Annotated in this window: 29 protein-coding genes; all 29 read left to right on the top strand. The window is 57.4% G+C overall.

Annotated elements, in window-relative coordinates:
• Positions 1 to 25: 25 nt before the first annotated feature.
• The gene (gene tuf, locus OEJ36_RS11380; RefSeq protein ID WP_184492125.1) at positions 26 to 1,219 is read left to right on the top strand and encodes an elongation factor Tu; all 1,194 of its coding nucleotides are present in this window, start codon (positions 26 to 28) and stop codon (positions 1,217 to 1,219) included.
• A gap of 154 nt (positions 1,220 to 1,373) precedes the next feature.
• Positions 1,374 to 1,685, top strand: a complete 312-nt coding sequence (gene rpsJ / locus OEJ36_RS11375; RefSeq protein WP_003243886.1) for a 30S ribosomal protein S10 — start codon at positions 1,374 to 1,376, stop codon at positions 1,683 to 1,685.
• Between the two features lie 85 nt (positions 1,686 to 1,770).
• Positions 1,771 to 2,406: a 50S ribosomal protein L3 gene (gene rplC / locus OEJ36_RS11370; protein WP_021219591.1), complete on the top strand. Its 636-nt coding sequence runs from the start codon at positions 1,771 to 1,773 to the stop codon at positions 2,404 to 2,406.
• Positions 2,407 to 2,420: 14 nt separating this feature from the next.
• Entirely contained in the window at positions 2,421 to 3,023 is a 603-nt protein-coding gene (rplD, locus tag OEJ36_RS11365) for a 50S ribosomal protein L4 (protein ID WP_021219592.1), read from the top strand.
• Positions 3,020 to 3,319: a 50S ribosomal protein L23 gene (rplW, locus tag OEJ36_RS11360; RefSeq protein WP_021219593.1), complete on the top strand. Its 300-nt coding sequence runs from the start codon at positions 3,020 to 3,022 to the stop codon at positions 3,317 to 3,319. Before rplD ends, rplW begins: the two co-directional genes overlap by 4 nt.
• Before the next feature lie 11 nt (positions 3,320 to 3,330).
• The gene (gene rplB / locus OEJ36_RS11355) at positions 3,331 to 4,152 is read left to right on the top strand and encodes a 50S ribosomal protein L2 (protein ID WP_263401594.1); all 822 of its coding nucleotides are present in this window, start codon (positions 3,331 to 3,333) and stop codon (positions 4,150 to 4,152) included.
• Between the two features lie 14 nt (positions 4,153 to 4,166).
• Positions 4,167 to 4,442, top strand: a complete 276-nt coding sequence (gene rpsS, locus OEJ36_RS11350) for a 30S ribosomal protein S19 (RefSeq protein WP_016490535.1) — start codon at positions 4,167 to 4,169, stop codon at positions 4,440 to 4,442.
• A gap of 13 nt (positions 4,443 to 4,455) precedes the next feature.
• Entirely contained in the window at positions 4,456 to 4,788 is a 333-nt protein-coding gene (gene rplV, locus OEJ36_RS11345) for a 50S ribosomal protein L22 (protein ID WP_007161246.1), read from the top strand.
• A 13-nt stretch (positions 4,789 to 4,801) separates the two neighbouring features.
• Entirely contained in the window at positions 4,802 to 5,488 is a 687-nt protein-coding gene (gene rpsC / locus OEJ36_RS11340) for a 30S ribosomal protein S3 (RefSeq protein ID WP_016490536.1), read from the top strand.
• A gap of 12 nt (positions 5,489 to 5,500) precedes the next feature.
• Positions 5,501 to 5,914 (top strand): 50S ribosomal protein L16, encoded by a 414-nt coding sequence (rplP, locus tag OEJ36_RS11335; protein WP_021219596.1) that lies wholly within the window; start codon positions 5,501 to 5,503, stop codon positions 5,912 to 5,914.
• The gene (gene rpmC, locus OEJ36_RS11330; protein WP_016490538.1) at positions 5,914 to 6,105 is read left to right on the top strand and encodes a 50S ribosomal protein L29; all 192 of its coding nucleotides are present in this window, start codon (positions 5,914 to 5,916) and stop codon (positions 6,103 to 6,105) included. Before rplP ends, rpmC begins: the two co-directional genes overlap by 1 nt.
• Positions 6,106 to 6,107: 2 nt before the next feature.
• Entirely contained in the window at positions 6,108 to 6,374 is a 267-nt protein-coding gene (gene rpsQ / locus OEJ36_RS11325) for a 30S ribosomal protein S17 (RefSeq protein WP_021219597.1), read from the top strand.
• A gap of 22 nt (positions 6,375 to 6,396) precedes the next feature.
• The gene (gene rplN, locus OEJ36_RS11320; RefSeq protein WP_003448734.1) at positions 6,397 to 6,765 is read left to right on the top strand and encodes a 50S ribosomal protein L14; all 369 of its coding nucleotides are present in this window, start codon (positions 6,397 to 6,399) and stop codon (positions 6,763 to 6,765) included.
• Positions 6,766 to 6,777: 12 nt separating this feature from the next.
• A complete protein-coding gene (gene rplX, locus OEJ36_RS11315; protein WP_021219598.1) occupies positions 6,778 to 7,092 on the top strand; it encodes a 50S ribosomal protein L24 in 315 nt (104 codons plus the stop codon).
• Positions 7,093 to 7,112: 20 nt separating this feature from the next.
• Positions 7,113 to 7,652, top strand: coding sequence for a 50S ribosomal protein L5 (rplE, locus tag OEJ36_RS11310; protein ID WP_021219599.1), 540 nt, complete (start codon positions 7,113 to 7,115; stop codon positions 7,650 to 7,652).
• A 13-nt stretch (positions 7,653 to 7,665) separates the two neighbouring features.
• Positions 7,666 to 7,971, top strand: coding sequence for a 30S ribosomal protein S14 (gene rpsN / locus OEJ36_RS11305; protein ID WP_021219600.1), 306 nt, complete (start codon positions 7,666 to 7,668; stop codon positions 7,969 to 7,971).
• Positions 7,972 to 8,163: 192 nt separating this feature from the next.
• Complete coding sequence (gene rpsH, locus OEJ36_RS11300; protein ID WP_021219601.1) at positions 8,164 to 8,556, top strand: 30S ribosomal protein S8; 393 nt, start codon at positions 8,164 to 8,166, stop codon at positions 8,554 to 8,556.
• 12 nt (positions 8,557 to 8,568) lie between these two features.
• A complete protein-coding gene (gene rplF, locus OEJ36_RS11295; protein ID WP_021219602.1) occupies positions 8,569 to 9,102 on the top strand; it encodes a 50S ribosomal protein L6 in 534 nt (177 codons plus the stop codon).
• A 10-nt stretch (positions 9,103 to 9,112) separates the two neighbouring features.
• Complete coding sequence (gene rplR, locus OEJ36_RS11290) at positions 9,113 to 9,463, top strand: 50S ribosomal protein L18 (protein WP_021219603.1); 351 nt, start codon at positions 9,113 to 9,115, stop codon at positions 9,461 to 9,463.
• 3 nt (positions 9,464 to 9,466) lie between these two features.
• Entirely contained in the window at positions 9,467 to 9,967 is a 501-nt protein-coding gene (rpsE, locus tag OEJ36_RS11285; RefSeq protein ID WP_021219604.1) for a 30S ribosomal protein S5, read from the top strand.
• Between the two features lie 2 nt (positions 9,968 to 9,969).
• On the top strand, positions 9,970 to 10,146 hold the full coding sequence (rpmD, locus tag OEJ36_RS11280; RefSeq protein WP_021219605.1) for a 50S ribosomal protein L30: 177 nt from the start codon (positions 9,970 to 9,972) through the stop codon (positions 10,144 to 10,146).
• Between the two features lie 3 nt (positions 10,147 to 10,149).
• Positions 10,150 to 10,584, top strand: a complete 435-nt coding sequence (gene rplO, locus OEJ36_RS11275) for a 50S ribosomal protein L15 (RefSeq protein ID WP_021219606.1) — start codon at positions 10,150 to 10,152, stop codon at positions 10,582 to 10,584.
• On the top strand, positions 10,585 to 11,913 hold the full coding sequence (gene secY / locus OEJ36_RS11270; RefSeq protein ID WP_263401593.1) for a preprotein translocase subunit SecY: 1,329 nt from the start codon (positions 10,585 to 10,587) through the stop codon (positions 11,911 to 11,913). It begins immediately after the preceding gene.
• A 30-nt stretch (positions 11,914 to 11,943) separates the two neighbouring features.
• Positions 11,944 to 12,060, top strand: coding sequence for a 50S ribosomal protein L36 (gene rpmJ, locus OEJ36_RS11265; RefSeq protein ID WP_014854209.1), 117 nt, complete (start codon positions 11,944 to 11,946; stop codon positions 12,058 to 12,060).
• Between the two features lie 133 nt (positions 12,061 to 12,193).
• Positions 12,194 to 12,550 (top strand): 30S ribosomal protein S13, encoded by a 357-nt coding sequence (gene rpsM / locus OEJ36_RS11260; protein WP_021219608.1) that lies wholly within the window; start codon positions 12,194 to 12,196, stop codon positions 12,548 to 12,550.
• Positions 12,551 to 12,580: 30 nt separating this feature from the next.
• Positions 12,581 to 12,970, top strand: coding sequence for a 30S ribosomal protein S11 (gene rpsK, locus OEJ36_RS11255; protein ID WP_003093689.1), 390 nt, complete (start codon positions 12,581 to 12,583; stop codon positions 12,968 to 12,970).
• A gap of 16 nt (positions 12,971 to 12,986) precedes the next feature.
• Positions 12,987 to 13,607: a 30S ribosomal protein S4 gene (gene rpsD, locus OEJ36_RS11250; RefSeq protein ID WP_184492124.1), complete on the top strand. Its 621-nt coding sequence runs from the start codon at positions 12,987 to 12,989 to the stop codon at positions 13,605 to 13,607.
• Between the two features lie 22 nt (positions 13,608 to 13,629).
• Positions 13,630 to 14,631 carry a DNA-directed RNA polymerase subunit alpha gene (locus tag OEJ36_RS11245; RefSeq protein WP_021219610.1) on the top strand — a complete coding sequence of 334 codons (1,002 nt, stop codon included), beginning with the start codon at positions 13,630 to 13,632 and terminating at the stop codon, positions 14,629 to 14,631.
• Between the two features lie 42 nt (positions 14,632 to 14,673).
• Entirely contained in the window at positions 14,674 to 15,063 is a 390-nt protein-coding gene (gene rplQ / locus OEJ36_RS11240) for a 50S ribosomal protein L17 (protein ID WP_021219611.1), read from the top strand.
• The last annotated feature ends 13 nt before the right edge of the window (positions 15,064 to 15,076 follow it).

The following is a 15,076-nucleotide window of genomic DNA, read 5'->3' as shown; positions in this document are numbered from 1 at the left end:
CCCTTTAAGTAAGAGGTTTACTGTCGTGGCTAAAGAAAAATTTGAACGTAACAAACCGCACGTCAACGTTGGCACCATTGGTCACGTTGACCATGGCAAAACCACTCTGACCGCTGCTCTGACCAAAGTCTGCTCCGAGACCTGGGGTGGTTCTGCTCGTGCGTTCGACCAGATCGACAACGCGCCGGAAGAGAAAGCTCGCGGTATCACCATCAACACCTCCCACGTTGAGTACGACTCGGCGATCCGTCACTACGCTCACGTTGACTGCCCCGGTCACGCTGACTATGTGAAGAACATGATCACCGGTGCTGCTCAGATGGACGGCGCGATCCTGGTTTGCTCCGCTGCTGACGGCCCCATGCCGCAGACCCGCGAGCACATCCTGCTGTCCCGTCAGGTAGGCGTTCCTTACATCGTCGTGTTCCTGAACAAGGCCGACATGGTTGACGACGCCGAGCTGCTGGAACTGGTCGAAATGGAAGTTCGCGATCTGCTGAACACCTACGACTTCCCGGGCGACGACACTCCGATCGTTATCGGTTCCGCGCTGATGGCGCTGGAAGGCAAAGACGACAACGAAATCGGCGTTTCCGCTGTTCGTAAGCTGGTAGAGACTCTGGATACCTACATTCCGGAGCCGGTTCGTGCCATCGACCAGCCGTTCCTGATGCCGATCGAAGACGTGTTCTCCATCTCCGGCCGCGGTACCGTGGTTACCGGTCGTGTTGAGCGCGGCATCGTCAAGGTCCAGGAAGAAGTGGAAATTGTTGGTATCCGTGATACCTCCAAGACCATCTGCACCGGCGTTGAAATGTTCCGCAAGCTGCTCGACGAAGGTCGTGCTGGTGAGAACGTTGGTATCCTGCTGCGCGGCACCAAGCGTGACGACGTAGAGCGTGGTCAGGTTCTGGCCAAGCCGGGCACCATCAAGCCGCACACCAAGTTCGAGTGCGAAGTGTACGTACTGTCCAAAGAAGAAGGTGGTCGTCACACCCCGTTCTTCAAAGGCTACCGTCCGCAGTTCTACTTCCGCACCACCGACGTTACCGGTAACTGCGAGCTGCCGGAAGGCGTGGAAATGGTAATGCCGGGCGACAACATCAAGATGGTTGTCACCCTGATCGCTCCGATCGCCATGGAAGACGGCCTGCGTTTCGCGATTCGCGAAGGCGGCCGTACCGTTGGCGCCGGCGTGGTTGCCAAGATCTTCGAGTAATCGAAGATCCTGTTGAGGAAAGGGGCCCTTCGGGGCCCCTTTTCTTTTGGTTGGTCAAAAGTTGACACCTTTCCGGAGCATCCGTACAATCACGCCTCCTTTTAACGGGCGTAGTCCGTCCGTTGGGGAAGCAGAGATAGAGTCTGAGGTCAAAATGCAAAACCAACAAATCCGTATTCGGTTGAAGGCTTTTGACCATCGCCTGATCGATCAATCCACCCAGGAAATCGTGGAAACCGCGAAACGTACTGGTGCTCAGGTGCGTGGTCCGATTCCTCTGCCTACTCGCAAAGAGCGGTACACCGTTCTGATTTCTCCGCACGTCAACAAAGACGCGCGCGATCAGTACGAAATTCGTACCCACAAGCGTGTTCTGGACATCGTCCAGCCGACGGATAAAACCGTCGATGCGCTGATGAAGCTCGACCTTGCGGCAGGCGTGGAAGTGCAGATCAGCCTCGGCTAATAACCTTCGGGTTCTTAGTCGTGTAACGCTCTGAAATGGGCGGCCATAGCGGGTGAAAGCCCCGTACACTCATGAGGTTTACAACATGACTATTGGTGTAGTCGGTCGTAAGTGCGGCATGACCCGCATTTTCACCGAAGAAGGTGTCTCCATTCCGGTTACGGTCATTGAGATCGAGCCGAATCGTGTCACCCAGTTCAAAACTGAAGAAAGCGATGGCTATCGTGCAGTGCAAGTCACTGTCGGTGAGCGTCGTGCTTCGCGCGTGACCGCCGCTCAGGCTGGTCATTTCGCCAAGGCAAACGTTGCCGCTGGCCGCAGTGTCTGGGAATTCCGTCTCGAAGACGGCGAATACCAGGCTGGCGATCAGATCACTGCCGAAGTTTTCCAGGCTGGTCAGCTGGTCGACGTTACCGGTCAGTCGAAAGGTAAAGGCTACGCCGGTACCATCAAGCGCTGGAATTTCCGTGGTCAAGACAATACCCACGGTAACTCCGTTTCCCACCGCGCCCCGGGCTCCATTGGCCAGTGCCAGACTCCTGGTCGTGTCTTCAAGGGCAAGAAAATGTCCGGTCATCTGGGCGCTGAGCGCGTGACCGTGCAGTCCCTGGAAGTTGTGCGTGTCGATGCAGAACGTAATCTGCTGCTGGTTAAAGGTGCCGTTCCCGGCGCTACCGGCGGTGATGTCGTTGTGCGTCCGGCTGCCAAGGCTCGCGGTTAAGAGGGGAAGCTGAGATGCAATTGAATGTAAATGGCGCTCAAGCTATCGAAGTTGATGAGCGCACTTTTGGCGGCGAGTTCAACGAGACCCTGGTTCACCAGGCTGTCGTCGCCTACATGGCTGGTGGTCGTCAGGGCACTCGTGCTCAGAAGACCCGTTCCGAAGTGTCCGGTGGCGGCAAGAAGCCCTGGCGTCAGAAGGGCACCGGTCGTGCTCGTGCTGGCACCATCCGTAGCCCCATCTGGCGTTCCGGTGGTACCACTTTTGCTGCCAAGCCGCAGGATCACTCCCAGAAGCTCAACAAGAAGATGTATCGCGCAGCTCTGCGCTCCATCCTCTCCGAGCTGGTTCGTCAGGACCGTCTGATCGTGGTTGCCGACTTCGCAGTTGAGGCGCCGAAAACCAAGGATCTGCTGGGCAAGCTGAATGGCCTGGGTCTGACTGACGTCCTCATCGTTTCCGATGATGTCGATCAGAACCTGTACCTGGCTGCTCGCAACCTGCCGCATGTTGATGTTCGTGACGTGCAAGGTTCCGACCCGGTGAGCCTGATCGCCTACGACAAGGTGTTGATCACCGTGTCCGCCGTGAAGAAATTCGAGGAGCTGCTGGGATGAACCAGGAACGCGTATTCAAAGTGCTGGTTGGTCCGCACATCTCCGAGAAGGCTACCGTCCTGGCGGATGGCAAGAGCCAATTCGTTTTCAAGGTTGCCACTGATGCAACCAAGCTGGAAATCAAGAAGGCCGTAGAAAGCCTGTTCAGCGTGAAGGTAGAAGCTGTCCGCACTGTCAACGTACAGGGCAAGACCAAGCGTACCGCTCGCGGCCTGGGCAAGCGCAACGACTGGAAAAAGGCGTACATCGCCCTCCAGCCGGGCCAAGATCTCGATTTCGCCAGCAGCGCTGAGTAAAGGGGTGCATCATGGCAATCGTTAAATGCAAACCGACTTCCGCAGGCCGCCGTTTCGTGGTCAAGGTTGTCAACCAAGAGCTGCACAAGGGCGCCCCCTACGCACCGCTGGTTGAGAAAAAGTCGAAGTCCGGTGGTCGTAACAACAACGGCCGCATCACCACTCGCCACATCGGCGGTGGTCACAAGCAGCACTATCGTCTGGTCGACTTCCGTCGCAACAAGGATGGCATTCCTGCCACCGTTGAGCGCATCGAATACGATCCGAACCGTACTGCTCACATCGCTCTGCTGAAGTATGCCGACGGCGAACGTCGCTACATCATCGCGCCGAAAGGCGTGAACGCTGGCGACCAGCTGATCTCTGGTGCTCACGCGCCGATCAAGCCGGGCAACAGCCTGCAGCTGCGTAACATCCCGGTTGGTAGCACCGTTCACGGTGTTGAGCTGAAGCCGGGTAAAGGTGCTCAGATCGCTCGTTCCGCTGGTGCTTCGGCTCAGCTGGTCGCTCGTGAAGGTGCCTATGTAACCCTGCGTCTTCGCTCCGGCGAAATGCGCAAAGTACTGGCTGAGTGCCGTGCGACCCTGGGCGAAGTCTCGAACTCCGAGCACAGCCTGCGTTCGCTGGGTAAAGCTGGTGCCAAGCGCTGGCGTGGCGTTCGCCCGACCGTTCGTGGTGTTGCCATGAACCCGGTCGACCACCCGCATGGTGGTGGTGAAGGTCGTACCTCTGGTGGTCGTCATCCGGTGTCTCCGTGGGGCTTCCCGACCAAGGGCGCGAAGACCCGTGCGAACAAACGCACCGACAATATGATTGTCCGTCGCCGTAAATAATCGAGGATACGACAGTGCCGCGTTCTCTGAAAAAAGGTCCTTTTATCGATCTTCACCTACTGAAGAAGATCGAAGTAGCGGTAGAAAAGAACGATCGCAAGCCGGTGAAAACCTGGTCGCGCCGTTCCATCGTTCTGCCGCAGATGGTTGGTCTGACCATCGCTGTACACAATGGCCGTCAACATGTACCCGTTCTCGTGAACGAAGACATGGTCGGTCACAAACTGGGCGAGTTCGCCGCTACCCGCACCTATCGCGGGCATGCAGCTGACAAGAAAGCCAAGCGTTAAGGGGTAAGGAACGATGGAAGTAGCCGCTAAGCTGTCGGGCGCTCGAATCTCCGCCCAGAAAGCCCGCTTGGTCGCCGACCAGATCCGCGGGAAGAAGGTGGGCGAAGCGCTCAACCTGTTGACCTTCAGCAGCAAAAAAGCCGCTGAGATCATGAAGAAAGTGCTCGAATCGGCCGTGGCCAACGCCGAGCACAACGAAGGCGCAGACGTGGACGATCTCAAAGTCTCCACCGTTTTCGTCAACGAAGGGCGTTCGCTGAAGCGCATCATGCCGCGTGCCAAAGGCCGCGCTGATCGCATCGTCAAGCGGTCTTGCCATATCACTGTCAAGGTTGCGGACAAGTAACGGAGTCGATCAGATGGGTCAGAAAGTACATCCCACTGGCATTCGCCTGGGAATCGTCAAGGAGCACACCTCCGTTTGGTACGCAGATAAGCGCACTTATGCCGACTATCTGTTTGCCGACCTGAAGGTTCGTGAGTACCTCCAAGACAAACTAAAAAGCGCGTCCGTAAGCCGTATCGATATTCATCGCCCGGCTCAAACCGCACGCATCACCATCCACACCGCTCGTCCCGGCATCGTGATCGGCAAGAAAGGTGAAGATGTTGAGAAGCTGCGTCAGGACCTGACCAAGCAAATGGGTGTGCCCGTGCACATCAACATCGAAGAGATCCGCAAGCCGGAGCTCGACGGTATGCTGGTTGCGCAGAGCGTAGCTCAGCAGCTGGAGCGTCGCGTTATGTTCCGTCGCGCCATGAAGCGCGCTGTACAGAACGCCATGCGCATTGGTGCCAAGGGCATCAAGATCCAGGTAAGCGGTCGTCTTGGCGGTGCTGAAATCGCTCGTACCGAATGGTACCGCGAAGGTCGTGTGCCCCTGCACACCCTGCGTGCCGACATCGACTATGCAACCTACGAAGCGCACACCACCTACGGTGTGATCGGTGTGAAGGTTTGGATCTTCAAAGGCGAGGTCATTGGTGGCCGCCAGGAAGAGCTCAAGCCCCAAGCGCCCGCTCCTCGTAAAAAAGCTGCTAAGTAAGGAGTACGCAAAATGCTGCAACCTAAGCGTACAAAATTCCGCAAGCAGATGACTGGTCACAACCGTGGCCTGGCTCAGCGCGGTAGCAAGGTCAGCTTCGGCGAATTCGCCCTGAAAGCTGTCGCTCGTGGTCGTCTCACTGCTCGTCAGATCGAGTCCGCACGTCGTGCGCTCACCCGTCACGTTAAACGTGGCGGCAAGATCTGGATCCGTGTGTTCCCCGACAAGCCCATCTCCAAGAAACCTCTCGAGGTTCGTATGGGTAAAGGGAAGGGCGCCGTCGAGTACTGGGTAGCCCAGATTCAACCGGGCAAAGTCCTGTACGAGATCGAGGGTGTTTCCGAAGAGCTGGCGCGTGAGGCATTCGCCCTGGCTGCTGCAAAGCTGCCGCTCGCCACCTCCTTTGTTAAGCGGACGGTGATGTGATGAAAGCGAATGAACTTCGTGAAAAATCCGTACAGCAGCTGAACGAGCAACTGCTCGGCCTGCTGCGCGACCAGTTCAACCTGCGTATGCAGAAAGCAACTGGCCAGTTGGGGCAGTCTCACCTGCTCTCGCAAGTGAAGCGCGACATCGCTCGCGTCAAGACTGTGCTGAACCAGCAGGCAGGTAAGTAATCATGGCTGAAGCTCAGAAAACTGTCCGTACGCTGACCGGTCGTGTCGTCAGCGACAAGATGGACAAAACCATCACCGTCCTGATCGAGCGCCGCGTAAAGCACCCGATCTACGGTAAATACGTGAAGCGCTCGACCAAGCTGCATGCTCACGACGAAACCAACCAGTGCCGTATCGGCGACAAGGTCACCATCCGCGAGACCCGTCCGCTGGCCAAGACCAAGTCCTGGGCACTGGTGGAAGTCGTAGAACGTGCCGTGGAAGTCTAAGGACTAAGGGTCGGAGAAAGATATGATTCAGACTCAATCCATGCTCGACGTCGCTGACAACAGCGGTGCTCGTCGCGTTATGTGCATCAAGGTCCTGGGTGGTTCGCACCGTCGTTATGCCGGTATCGGCGACATCATCAAGGTCACCGTCAAGGAAGCGATTCCGCGCGGCAAAGTGAAGAAAGGCCAGGTAATGACCGCTGTTGTGGTCCGTACCAAGCACGGCGTACGCCGTCCTGACGGCTCGATCATTCGCTTCGATGGCAACGCTGCTGTTCTGCTGAACAACAAGCAAGAGCCCATCGGTACCCGTATCTTCGGGCCCGTGACCCGTGAACTTCGTTCCGAGAAGTTCATGAAGATCGTCTCGCTCGCCCCCGAAGTGCTGTAAGGAGAAGCCGTCATGCAAAAGATTCGTCGTGACGACGAGATCATCGTCATCGCCGGCAAAGACAAGGGCAAGCGTGGCAAGGTGCTCAAGGTTCTCACTGACGACCGTCTGGTCGTTGGTGGGATCAACCTGGTGAAGCGCCACACCAAGCCGAACCCCATGTCCGGTGTACAGGGCGGTATCGTCGAGAAGGAGGCGCCTCTGCACGTCTCCAACGTCGCCATCTTCAATGCTGAAACCAACAAGGCTGATCGCGTTGGTTTCAAAGTAGAAGACGGTAAGAAAATTCGTGTCTTCAAGTCGACCCAAAAAGCGGTTGATGCTTGAGCACTGCTAGGTAGAAGACCATGGCACGACTAAAAGAGATTTATCGGAAAGAAATCGCGCCCAAGCTGAAAGAAGAGCTTCAGCTTTCCAACGTGATGGAAGTTCCGCGCATTACCAAGATCACCCTGAACATGGGTCTGGGCGAAGCGATCGGCGACAAGAAAGTCATCGAACACGCTGTAGCTGATCTTGAGAAGATCACCGGTCAGAAGGTCGTTGTGACCTACGCCAAGAAATCCGTTGCGGGCTTCAAGGTCCGTGAAGGTTGGCCGATCGGTGTCAAGGTAACCCTGCGCCGCGATCGTATGTACGAGTTCCTGGATCGTCTGCTGGCCATCTCCCTGCCGCGCGTGCGTGACTTCCGCGGCCTGAATGCCAAGTCCTTCGACGGTCGTGGCAACTACAGCATGGGCGTGAAAGAGCAGATCATCTTCCCGGAAATCGATTACGACAAAATCGATGCACTGCGCGGTCTGGACATTACCCTGACCACCACTGCCCGTAACGATGATGAAGGTCGTGCCCTGCTGCGCGCCTTCAACTTCCCGTTCCGCAACTGATTGGAGTAGGAACATGGCCAAACAGAGCATGAAGAACCGTGAGCTGAAGCGTCAGCAAACGGTTGCGAAGTTCGCTAAGAAGCGCGCTGAGCTGAAAGCTACCATTGCCAACCCGAACTCCACTCCGGAAGCTCGTTGGGAAGCCCAGGTAGCTCTGCAGAAGCAGCCCCGTGATGCAAGCGCCTCGCGCCTGCGTAACCGCTGCCGCATCACCGGTCGTCCGCACGGCGTTTACCGCAAGTTCGGCCTCGGCCGTAACAAGCTGCGTGAAGCCGCCATGCGTGGTGACGTTCCCGGCCTGGTCAAAGCCAGCTGGTAATGTTGCTCTGGATGTCGGGATGCAAGTCCCGGCCTCCGCCGAGTGGTATCAATCAAGCCCCTTTTGGGGCTTGATTCGTTTTTGATCAATCTCTAGAATATTCGGCTCGCCGGAGTCAGGCCTTGTTTGCCTGCGCTTTGTCGCGATTCTAGTCGCAAGGCTATTTCTTTTGTATTTAGGAGCAACTAGCCCATGAGTATGCAGGACCCGTTAGCGGACATGCTAACTCGTATCCGTAATGCCCAGATGGCTGAAAAGTCTGTCGTAAGCATGCCGTCCTCCAAACTGAAGGTGGCGGTGGCCAGCGTTCTCAAGAACGAAGGCTACATCACGGGATACCAGATCAGCAGCGACATCAAGCCTCTGCTGTCTATCGAGCTGAAGTACTTCGAAGGCCGTCCGGTCATCGAGGAACTCAAGCGCGTAAGTCGTCCTGGCCTGCGCCAGTACAAATCCGTCGATCAGCTGCCGAAAGTTCGTGGCGGCCTGGGCGTATCGATCGTTTCCACCAACAAAGGTGTGATGACTGATCGTGCTGCTCGCGCTGCTGGCGTTGGTGGCGAAGTGCTTTGCACTGTGTTCTAAGGGGGGATAAGCATGTCTCGCGTTGCTAAGAACCCCGTCAAGCTGCCCGCTGGCGTCGAAATCAAGATCGCCGGTCAGCAGCTTTCGGTGAAGGGTGCCAAGGGCGCTCTCGAACTGAACGTGCATCCGTCCGTGGAAGTTCTGCAGGAAGCTGGTGAGCTGCGTTTCGCTGCTCGCAACGGCGACCAACAGAACAGGGCCATGGCCGGTACCACCCGTGCGCTGGTCAACAACATGGTAGTCGGCGTCAGCCAAGGCTTCGAGCGCAAGCTCCAGCTGGTGGGCGTTGGTTACAAGGCGCAAGCCAAAGGTCAAGTGCTGTCCCTGGCTTTAGGCTTCTCGCACCCGGTGGATTACGAACTGCCGCAAGGCGTTACCGCCGAAACCCCCAGCCAGACCGATATCCTGATCAAAGGTATCGACAAGCAGCTGGTTGGTCAGGTGGCGGCCGAGATTCGCGACTTCCGTCCGCCGGAGCCTTACAAAGGCAAAGGTGTGCGTTACGCCGACGAAGTCGTCCGTCGTAAAGAAGCTAAGAAGAAGTAGGGCATAGCAAATGAGCGTAAAGAAAGAAACTCGTCTGCGTCGCGCTCGCAAGGCACGCCTGAAAATGCGCGAGCTGGAAACCGTACGCCTCTGCGTGTATCGCTCTTCCCAGCACATCTACGCCCAGGTCATTTCGGCCGACGGCGCCAAGGTTCTGGCCACCGCCTCGACCCTGGACAAAGAACTGCGTGACGGCGCCACCGGCAACGTCGACGCGGCCAAGAAGGTTGGTCAGCTGGTTGCCGAGCGTGCGAAAGCAGCTGGTGTCACTCAGGTGGCGTTCGATCGTTCTGGCTTCAAGTACCACGGCCGCGTCAAGGCGCTGGCTGATGCTGCTCGTGAAGGCGGGCTGGAGTTCTAAGTTATGGCAAATAACGAGCAAAAGCGCGACGAAGGCTACATCGAGAAGCTGGTTCAGGTTAATCGCGTTGCCAAGACCGTTAAAGGCGGCCGTATCTTCACCTTCACCGCGCTGACCGTGGTAGGTGATGGTAAAGGTCGTGTTGGCTTCGGTCGCGGTAAATCCCGCGAAGTGCCGGCCGCTATCCAGAAAGCGATGGAAGCAGCTCGCCGCAACATGATCCAGGTAGACCTGAACGGCACCACCCTGCAGTACCCCGTCAAGTCCGCTCATGGCGCCTCCAAGGTGTACATGCAGCCGGCTTCCGAAGGTACCGGTATCATCGCCGGCGGCGCCATGCGCGCTGTCCTGGAAGTGGCTGGTGTGCAGAACGTTCTGGCCAAATGCTACGGCTCGACCAATCCGGTGAACGTGGTTTACGCCACCTTCAAGGGTCTGAAGAACATGCAGTCCCCGGAGTCCGTTGCAGCCAAGCGTGGTAAGAGCGTCGAGGAGATTCTCTAATCATGGCAACTGTCAAAGTAACGCTGATCAAGAGCGTTAGCGGCCGTCTGGCTAACCACAAAGCTTGCGTCAAGGGCCTCGGCCTGCGTCGCATTGGTCACACCGTTGAAGTTCAGGACACCCCTGAAAATCGCGGCATGATCAACAAGGCTTACTACCTTCTGCGCGTCGAGGGTTAATCCATGAAACTGAACGATCTGCGTTCCGCGCCGGGTGCCCGTCGCGAGAAGCACCGTCCGGGCCGTGGTATCGGCAGCGGTTTGGGCAAGACTGGTGGCCGTGGTCACAAAGGTCAGACCTCCCGCTCCGGTGGCACCATCGCTCCGGGCTTCGAAGGCGGTCAACAGCCGCTGCACCGCCGTCTGCCGAAGTTCGGCTTCGTTTCCCTGAAAGCCATGGATCGCGCAGAAGTGCGCACTTCCGAACTGGCCAAGGTTGAAGGCGATGTCGTATCCCTGCAGTCGCTGAAGGATGCCAACGTGATTAACCAGAACGTACAGCGTGTGAAAATCATGCTGTCGGGCGACGTTACTCGCGCGGTCACCCTGAAAGGTATCGCCGCCACCAAAGGTGCGCGCGCGGCTATCGAAGCAGCTGGCGGTAAGTTCGAGGACTAAATGGCTAAGCAAGGTGCTCTCTCCGCGCTCAGCAATGGCGGGTTATCCGAGCTCTGGGCTCGACTGCGTTTCCTGTTCCTGGCGATCATCGTCTATCGGATTGGCGCGCACATTCCAGTGCCCGGGATAAACCCTGACCGGCTGGCCGAGCTGTTCCGGCAGAACGAGGGGACCATTCTTAGCCTGTTCAACATGTTTTCCGGCGGCGCGCTGGAGCGCATGAGCATTTTTGCACTGGGGATCATGCCGTACATCTCGGCGTCGATCATCATGCAGCTCATGACCGCGATCAGCCCGCAGCTGGAGCAGTTGAAGAAGGAAGGTGAAGCTGGCCGTCGCAAGATCAGCCAGTACACCCGCTACGGCACTGTAGTCCTGGCACTGGTGCAGGCAGTCGGCATGTCCGTCGGTCTCGCCAGTCAGGGCGTCGCTTTCTCGACTGATTTCGGCTTCTACTTCGTGGCTGTCACCACCTTCGTGGCTGGTGCGATGTTCATGATGTGGCTTGGCGAGCAGATCACCGAGCGCGGTGTCGGCAACGGTATCTCGATGCTGATTTTTGCAGGCATCGTGGCCGGTCTTCCGAGAGCGATAGGGCAGTCCTTCGAGTCTGCACGTCAGGGCGATATCAATATCTTCGCCCTCGTCGCCATCGGTTTGCTGGCGGTAGCGATCATTGGTTTCGTGGTGTTCATTGAGCGTGGCCAGCGTCGTATCGCGGTGCACTACGCCAAGCGTCAGCAGGGCCGCAAGGTCTTCGCTGCGCAGAACAGCCACCTGCCGCTGAAGGTGAACATGGCGGGCGTAATCCCGGCCATTTTCGCCAGCAGCATCCTGCTGTTCCCGGCTTCGCTGGGAGCCTGGTTCGGTCAGTCCGAAAAAATGGGCTGGCTCCAGGACCTGTCGCAGGCGATCGCCCCCGGTCAGCCGTTGAACATTCTGCTGTTTAGTGCAGGGATCGTTTTCTTCTGCTTCTTCTACACAGCGCTGATGTTCAACCCGAAAGACGTGGCGGAGAACCTGAAGAAGTCCGGTGCCTTTATTCCGGGTATCCGTCCGGGTGAGCAGTCTGCACGCTATATCGATGGCGTACTGACCCGCTTGACCATGTTCGGTGCTCTGTACATGACGGCTGTTTGCCTGCTTCCCCAGTTCCTTGTGGTTGCAGCCAACGTTCCGTTCTACCTTGGCGGGACCTCGTTGCTGATCGTTGTCGTGGTTGTTATGGACTTTATGGCCCAAGTACAATCCCACCTCGTTTCGCACCAGTACGAATCCCTGATGAAGAAAGCCAACCTGAAGGGCTACGGCGGCGGAATGCTCCGCTGACCCGGTTCCGTAAGGTTCTAGGAGTTACTGATGAAAGTTCGTGCATCGGTGAAAAAGCTGTGCCGTAACTGCAAGATCGTTCGCCGCGAAGGTGTTGTTCGCGTGATCTGCAGCGCGGAACCGCGTCACAAACAGCGCCAAGGCTGAGTGTGATTCACGCGTTATGAGCCCGGCAGCTAGTGCGCTGCCGGGTTGATTATTCGTTTCTACAGCGTTAATATCGCGCGCCCTATTTCTTGGCTTCCGGGGCGTAGGTAGCTGTCAACTGGAGTTTCACTGAATGGCCCGTATTGCAGGCGTCAACATTCCAGATAACAAGCACACTGTTATCTCGCTGACCTACATCTACGGTGTTGGTCGCACCACTGCACAGAGCATCTGTGCAACCACCGGCGTAAATCCGGCGGTAAAGATCAAGGATCTCTCCGACGAGCAGATCGAACAGCTGCGTGGCGAAGTCGCGAAGCTCACCACTGAAGGTGACCTGCGTCGCGAAATCAACATGAACATCAAGCGTCTGATGGACCTGGGTTGCTACCGCGGCCTGCGTCACCGTCGTGGCCTGCCTGTTCATGGCCAACGTACCAAGACCAACGCGCGTACCCGTAAGGGCCCGCGTAAGCCGATCCGCAAGTAATTGCGCCCGCGAATCGACAGGAACTAAGTCATGGCTAAGCCTGCTGCTCGTCCCCGTAAGAAAGTCAAAAAGACAGTGGTTGATGGGATCGCCCACATCCACGCGTCTTTCAACAACACCATCGTGACCATCACTGACCGTCAAGGTAATGCCCTGTCCTGGGCCACCTCCGGTGGTTCTGGTTTCCGCGGCTCCCGTAAAAGCACTCCGTTCGCTGCCCAGGTAGCTGCTGAGCGTGCTGGTCAAGCTGCCCTCGAATACGGCCTCAAGAACCTCGACGTCAACGTCAAGGGTCCGGGTCCGGGTCGCGAATCCGCCGTGCGTGCTCTGAACGCCTGCGGCTACAAGATTGCCAGCATCACCGACGTGACGCCGATCCCGCATAACGGGTGCCGTCCGCCGAAGAAGCGTCGCGTGTAATAGGAGACAGTGAGAAATGGCTCGTTACATTGGTCCCAAATGCAAACTGTCCCGTCGTGAAGGTACTGACCTCTTCCTGAAGAGTGGTGCCCGCGCGCTCGAATCCAAGTGCAACATCGAATCGGCTCCTGGCCAGCACGGCGCTCGCCGTGGTCGCCTGTCCGACTACGGTACTCAGCTGCGCGAGAAGCAGAAAGTACGTCGTATCTACGGTGTTCTGGAGCGTCAGTTCAGCGGTTACTACAAGGAAGCTGCCAGCCGTAAGGGCGCTACCGGTGAGAACCTGCTGCAACTTCTCGAGTGCCGCCTGGACAACGTCGTATACCGCATGGGCTTTGGTGCTACCCGCTCCGAATCCCGTCAGCTGGTATCGCACAAAGCCATCAGCGTGAATGGTCAGACCGTCAACGTACCGTCTTTCCAAGTCAAAGCCGGTGACGTGGTAGCAATTCGCGAGAAGTCGAAGAATCAGCTGCGTATCGTTCAAGCCCTTGAACTGTGCGCCCAACGCGGTCGCGTTGAGTGGGTTGAAGTCGACAGCGAGAAGAAGTCCGGCGTGTTCAAAAGCGTTCCGGCACGTGCTGATCTGTCCGCCGACATCAACGAAAACCTGATTGTCGAGCTCTACTCCAAGTAAGGGCTAGAAAATAGGTGCATCCATGCAGAGTTCGGTAAATGAGTTCCTGACCCCCCGCCACATTGATGTGCAGGTGGTCAGTCCGACCCGCGCCAAGATCACGCTCGAGCCTCTCGAGCGCGGTTTCGGCCATACCCTGGGCAACGCGCTGCGTCGCATCCTGTTGTCCTCCATGCCTGGCTGTGCAGTAGTCGAGGCCGAAATCGACGGCGTACTCCATGAGTACAGTGCCATCGAAGGTGTTCAGGAAGATGTCATCGAAATCCTGCTCAACCTGAAAGGTCTGGCTGTCAAGCTGCACGGTCGTGACGAAGTAACGCTGAACCTGGTCAAGAAGGGTTCGGGCGTGGTCACTGCTGCCGATATTCAGCTGGATCATGATGTCGAGATCGTCAATGGCGACCACGTGATCGCTAACCTGGCGGAAAACGGCGCACTGAACATGAAGCTCAAAGTGGCTCGTGGTCGCGGCTATGAGCCGGCTGACGCGCGTCAGAGCGATGAAGACGAGAGCCGCAGCATTGGTCGCTTGCAGCTCGACTCTTCGTTCAGCCCGGTCCGTCGTGTTGCTTACGTGGTGGAAAACGCCCGTGTCGAGCAGCGTACCAACCTGGACAAGCTGGTCATTGATCTGGAAACCAACGGTACCCTGGATCCTGAAGAGGCCATTCGTCGTGCCGCTACCATCCTGCAACAGCAGCTGGCAGCGTTCGTCGACCTCAAAGGTGATAGCGAGCCCGTAGTAGTCGAGCAGGAAGACGAGATCGATCCGATCCTGCTGCGCCCGGTTGATGATCTTGAGCTGACCGTACGTTCGGCCAACTGCCTCAAGGCGGAGAACATTTACTACATCGGTGATCTGATTCAGCGCACCGAAGTGGAACTGTTGAAGACTCCGAACCTGGGCAAGAAGTCCCTGACCGAGATCAAGGACGTCCTGGCCTCCCGTGGTCTGTCCCTCGGTATGCGCCTCGACAACTGGCCGCCGGCAAGTCTTAAGAAGGACGACAAGGCGACTGCCTGATCGTCGTAATCACCGAACGTGAGTTTGGTAAGGAATTGAACCATGCGTCATCGTAAAAGTGGCCGTCACCTCAGCCGCACCAGCGCACACCGCAAGGCCATGTTCCAGAACATGGCGGTTTCGCTGTTCGAGCACGAACTGATCAAAACCACCCTGCCGAAAGCCAAGGAACTGCGTCGCGTTGCCGAGCCGCTGATCACCCTGGCCAAGGAAGACAGCGTTGCCAACCGTCGTCTGGCCTTCGACCGTACTCGTTCGAAAGCCATCGTTGGCAAACTGTTCAACGATCTGGGCAAGCGCTACGCCAACCGTCAGGGCGGCTACCTCCGCATCCTGAAGTGCGGCTTCCGCGCTGGCGACAACGCTCCGATGGCCTACGTTGAGCTGATCGACCGTCCGGTCGGCGGCGCAGCAGTAGAAGCTGCCGAGTAAGTCGTACGCTACA

It is taken from the genome of Pseudomonas sp. PDM13, from assembly GCF_025685765.1.
In the GTDB taxonomy this organism is placed as follows: domain Bacteria; phylum Pseudomonadota; class Gammaproteobacteria; order Pseudomonadales; family Pseudomonadaceae; genus Metapseudomonas; species Metapseudomonas solani.
Note: the sequence above shows the minus strand (reverse complement) of the source record. Positions and strands in the feature narration are given on the sequence as shown.

Excerpts from the sequence above, each read along its gene's own strand:
- rpsJ (WP_003243886.1), top strand. The coding sequence starts at position 1,374 with ATGCAAAACCAACAAATCCGTATTCGGTTGAAGGCTTTTGACCATCGC.
- rplC (WP_021219591.1), top strand. The coding sequence starts at position 1,771 with ATGACTATTGGTGTAGTCGGTCGTAAGTGCGGCATGACCCGCATTTTC.
- rplD (WP_021219592.1), top strand. The coding sequence starts at position 2,421 with ATGCAATTGAATGTAAATGGCGCTCAAGCTATCGAAGTTGATGAGCGC.
- rplW (WP_021219593.1), top strand. The coding sequence starts at position 3,020 with ATGAACCAGGAACGCGTATTCAAAGTGCTGGTTGGTCCGCACATCTCC.
- rplB (WP_263401594.1), top strand. The coding sequence starts at position 3,331 with ATGGCAATCGTTAAATGCAAACCGACTTCCGCAGGCCGCCGTTTCGTG.
- rplV (WP_007161246.1), top strand. The coding sequence starts at position 4,456 with ATGGAAGTAGCCGCTAAGCTGTCGGGCGCTCGAATCTCCGCCCAGAAA.
- rpsC (WP_016490536.1), top strand. The coding sequence starts at position 4,802 with ATGGGTCAGAAAGTACATCCCACTGGCATTCGCCTGGGAATCGTCAAG.
- rplP (WP_021219596.1), top strand. The coding sequence starts at position 5,501 with ATGCTGCAACCTAAGCGTACAAAATTCCGCAAGCAGATGACTGGTCAC.
- rpmC (WP_016490538.1), top strand. The coding sequence starts at position 5,914 with ATGAAAGCGAATGAACTTCGTGAAAAATCCGTACAGCAGCTGAACGAG.
- rpsQ (WP_021219597.1), top strand. The coding sequence starts at position 6,108 with ATGGCTGAAGCTCAGAAAACTGTCCGTACGCTGACCGGTCGTGTCGTC.
- rplN (WP_003448734.1), top strand. The coding sequence starts at position 6,397 with ATGATTCAGACTCAATCCATGCTCGACGTCGCTGACAACAGCGGTGCT.
- rplX (WP_021219598.1), top strand. The coding sequence starts at position 6,778 with ATGCAAAAGATTCGTCGTGACGACGAGATCATCGTCATCGCCGGCAAA.
- rplE (WP_021219599.1), top strand. The coding sequence starts at position 7,113 with ATGGCACGACTAAAAGAGATTTATCGGAAAGAAATCGCGCCCAAGCTG.
- rpsN (WP_021219600.1), top strand. The coding sequence starts at position 7,666 with ATGGCCAAACAGAGCATGAAGAACCGTGAGCTGAAGCGTCAGCAAACG.
- rpsH (WP_021219601.1), top strand. The coding sequence starts at position 8,164 with ATGAGTATGCAGGACCCGTTAGCGGACATGCTAACTCGTATCCGTAAT.
- rplF (WP_021219602.1), top strand. The coding sequence starts at position 8,569 with ATGTCTCGCGTTGCTAAGAACCCCGTCAAGCTGCCCGCTGGCGTCGAA.
- rplR (WP_021219603.1), top strand. The coding sequence starts at position 9,113 with ATGAGCGTAAAGAAAGAAACTCGTCTGCGTCGCGCTCGCAAGGCACGC.
- rpsE (WP_021219604.1), top strand. The coding sequence starts at position 9,467 with ATGGCAAATAACGAGCAAAAGCGCGACGAAGGCTACATCGAGAAGCTG.
- rpmD (WP_021219605.1), top strand. The coding sequence starts at position 9,970 with ATGGCAACTGTCAAAGTAACGCTGATCAAGAGCGTTAGCGGCCGTCTG.
- rplO (WP_021219606.1), top strand. The coding sequence starts at position 10,150 with ATGAAACTGAACGATCTGCGTTCCGCGCCGGGTGCCCGTCGCGAGAAG.
- secY (WP_263401593.1), top strand. The coding sequence starts at position 10,585 with ATGGCTAAGCAAGGTGCTCTCTCCGCGCTCAGCAATGGCGGGTTATCC.
- rpmJ (WP_014854209.1), top strand. The coding sequence starts at position 11,944 with ATGAAAGTTCGTGCATCGGTGAAAAAGCTGTGCCGTAACTGCAAGATC.
- rpsM (WP_021219608.1), top strand. The coding sequence starts at position 12,194 with ATGGCCCGTATTGCAGGCGTCAACATTCCAGATAACAAGCACACTGTT.
- rpsK (WP_003093689.1), top strand. The coding sequence starts at position 12,581 with ATGGCTAAGCCTGCTGCTCGTCCCCGTAAGAAAGTCAAAAAGACAGTG.
- rpsD (WP_184492124.1), top strand. The coding sequence starts at position 12,987 with ATGGCTCGTTACATTGGTCCCAAATGCAAACTGTCCCGTCGTGAAGGT.
- OEJ36_RS11245 (WP_021219610.1), top strand. The coding sequence starts at position 13,630 with ATGCAGAGTTCGGTAAATGAGTTCCTGACCCCCCGCCACATTGATGTG.
- rplQ (WP_021219611.1), top strand. The coding sequence starts at position 14,674 with ATGCGTCATCGTAAAAGTGGCCGTCACCTCAGCCGCACCAGCGCACAC.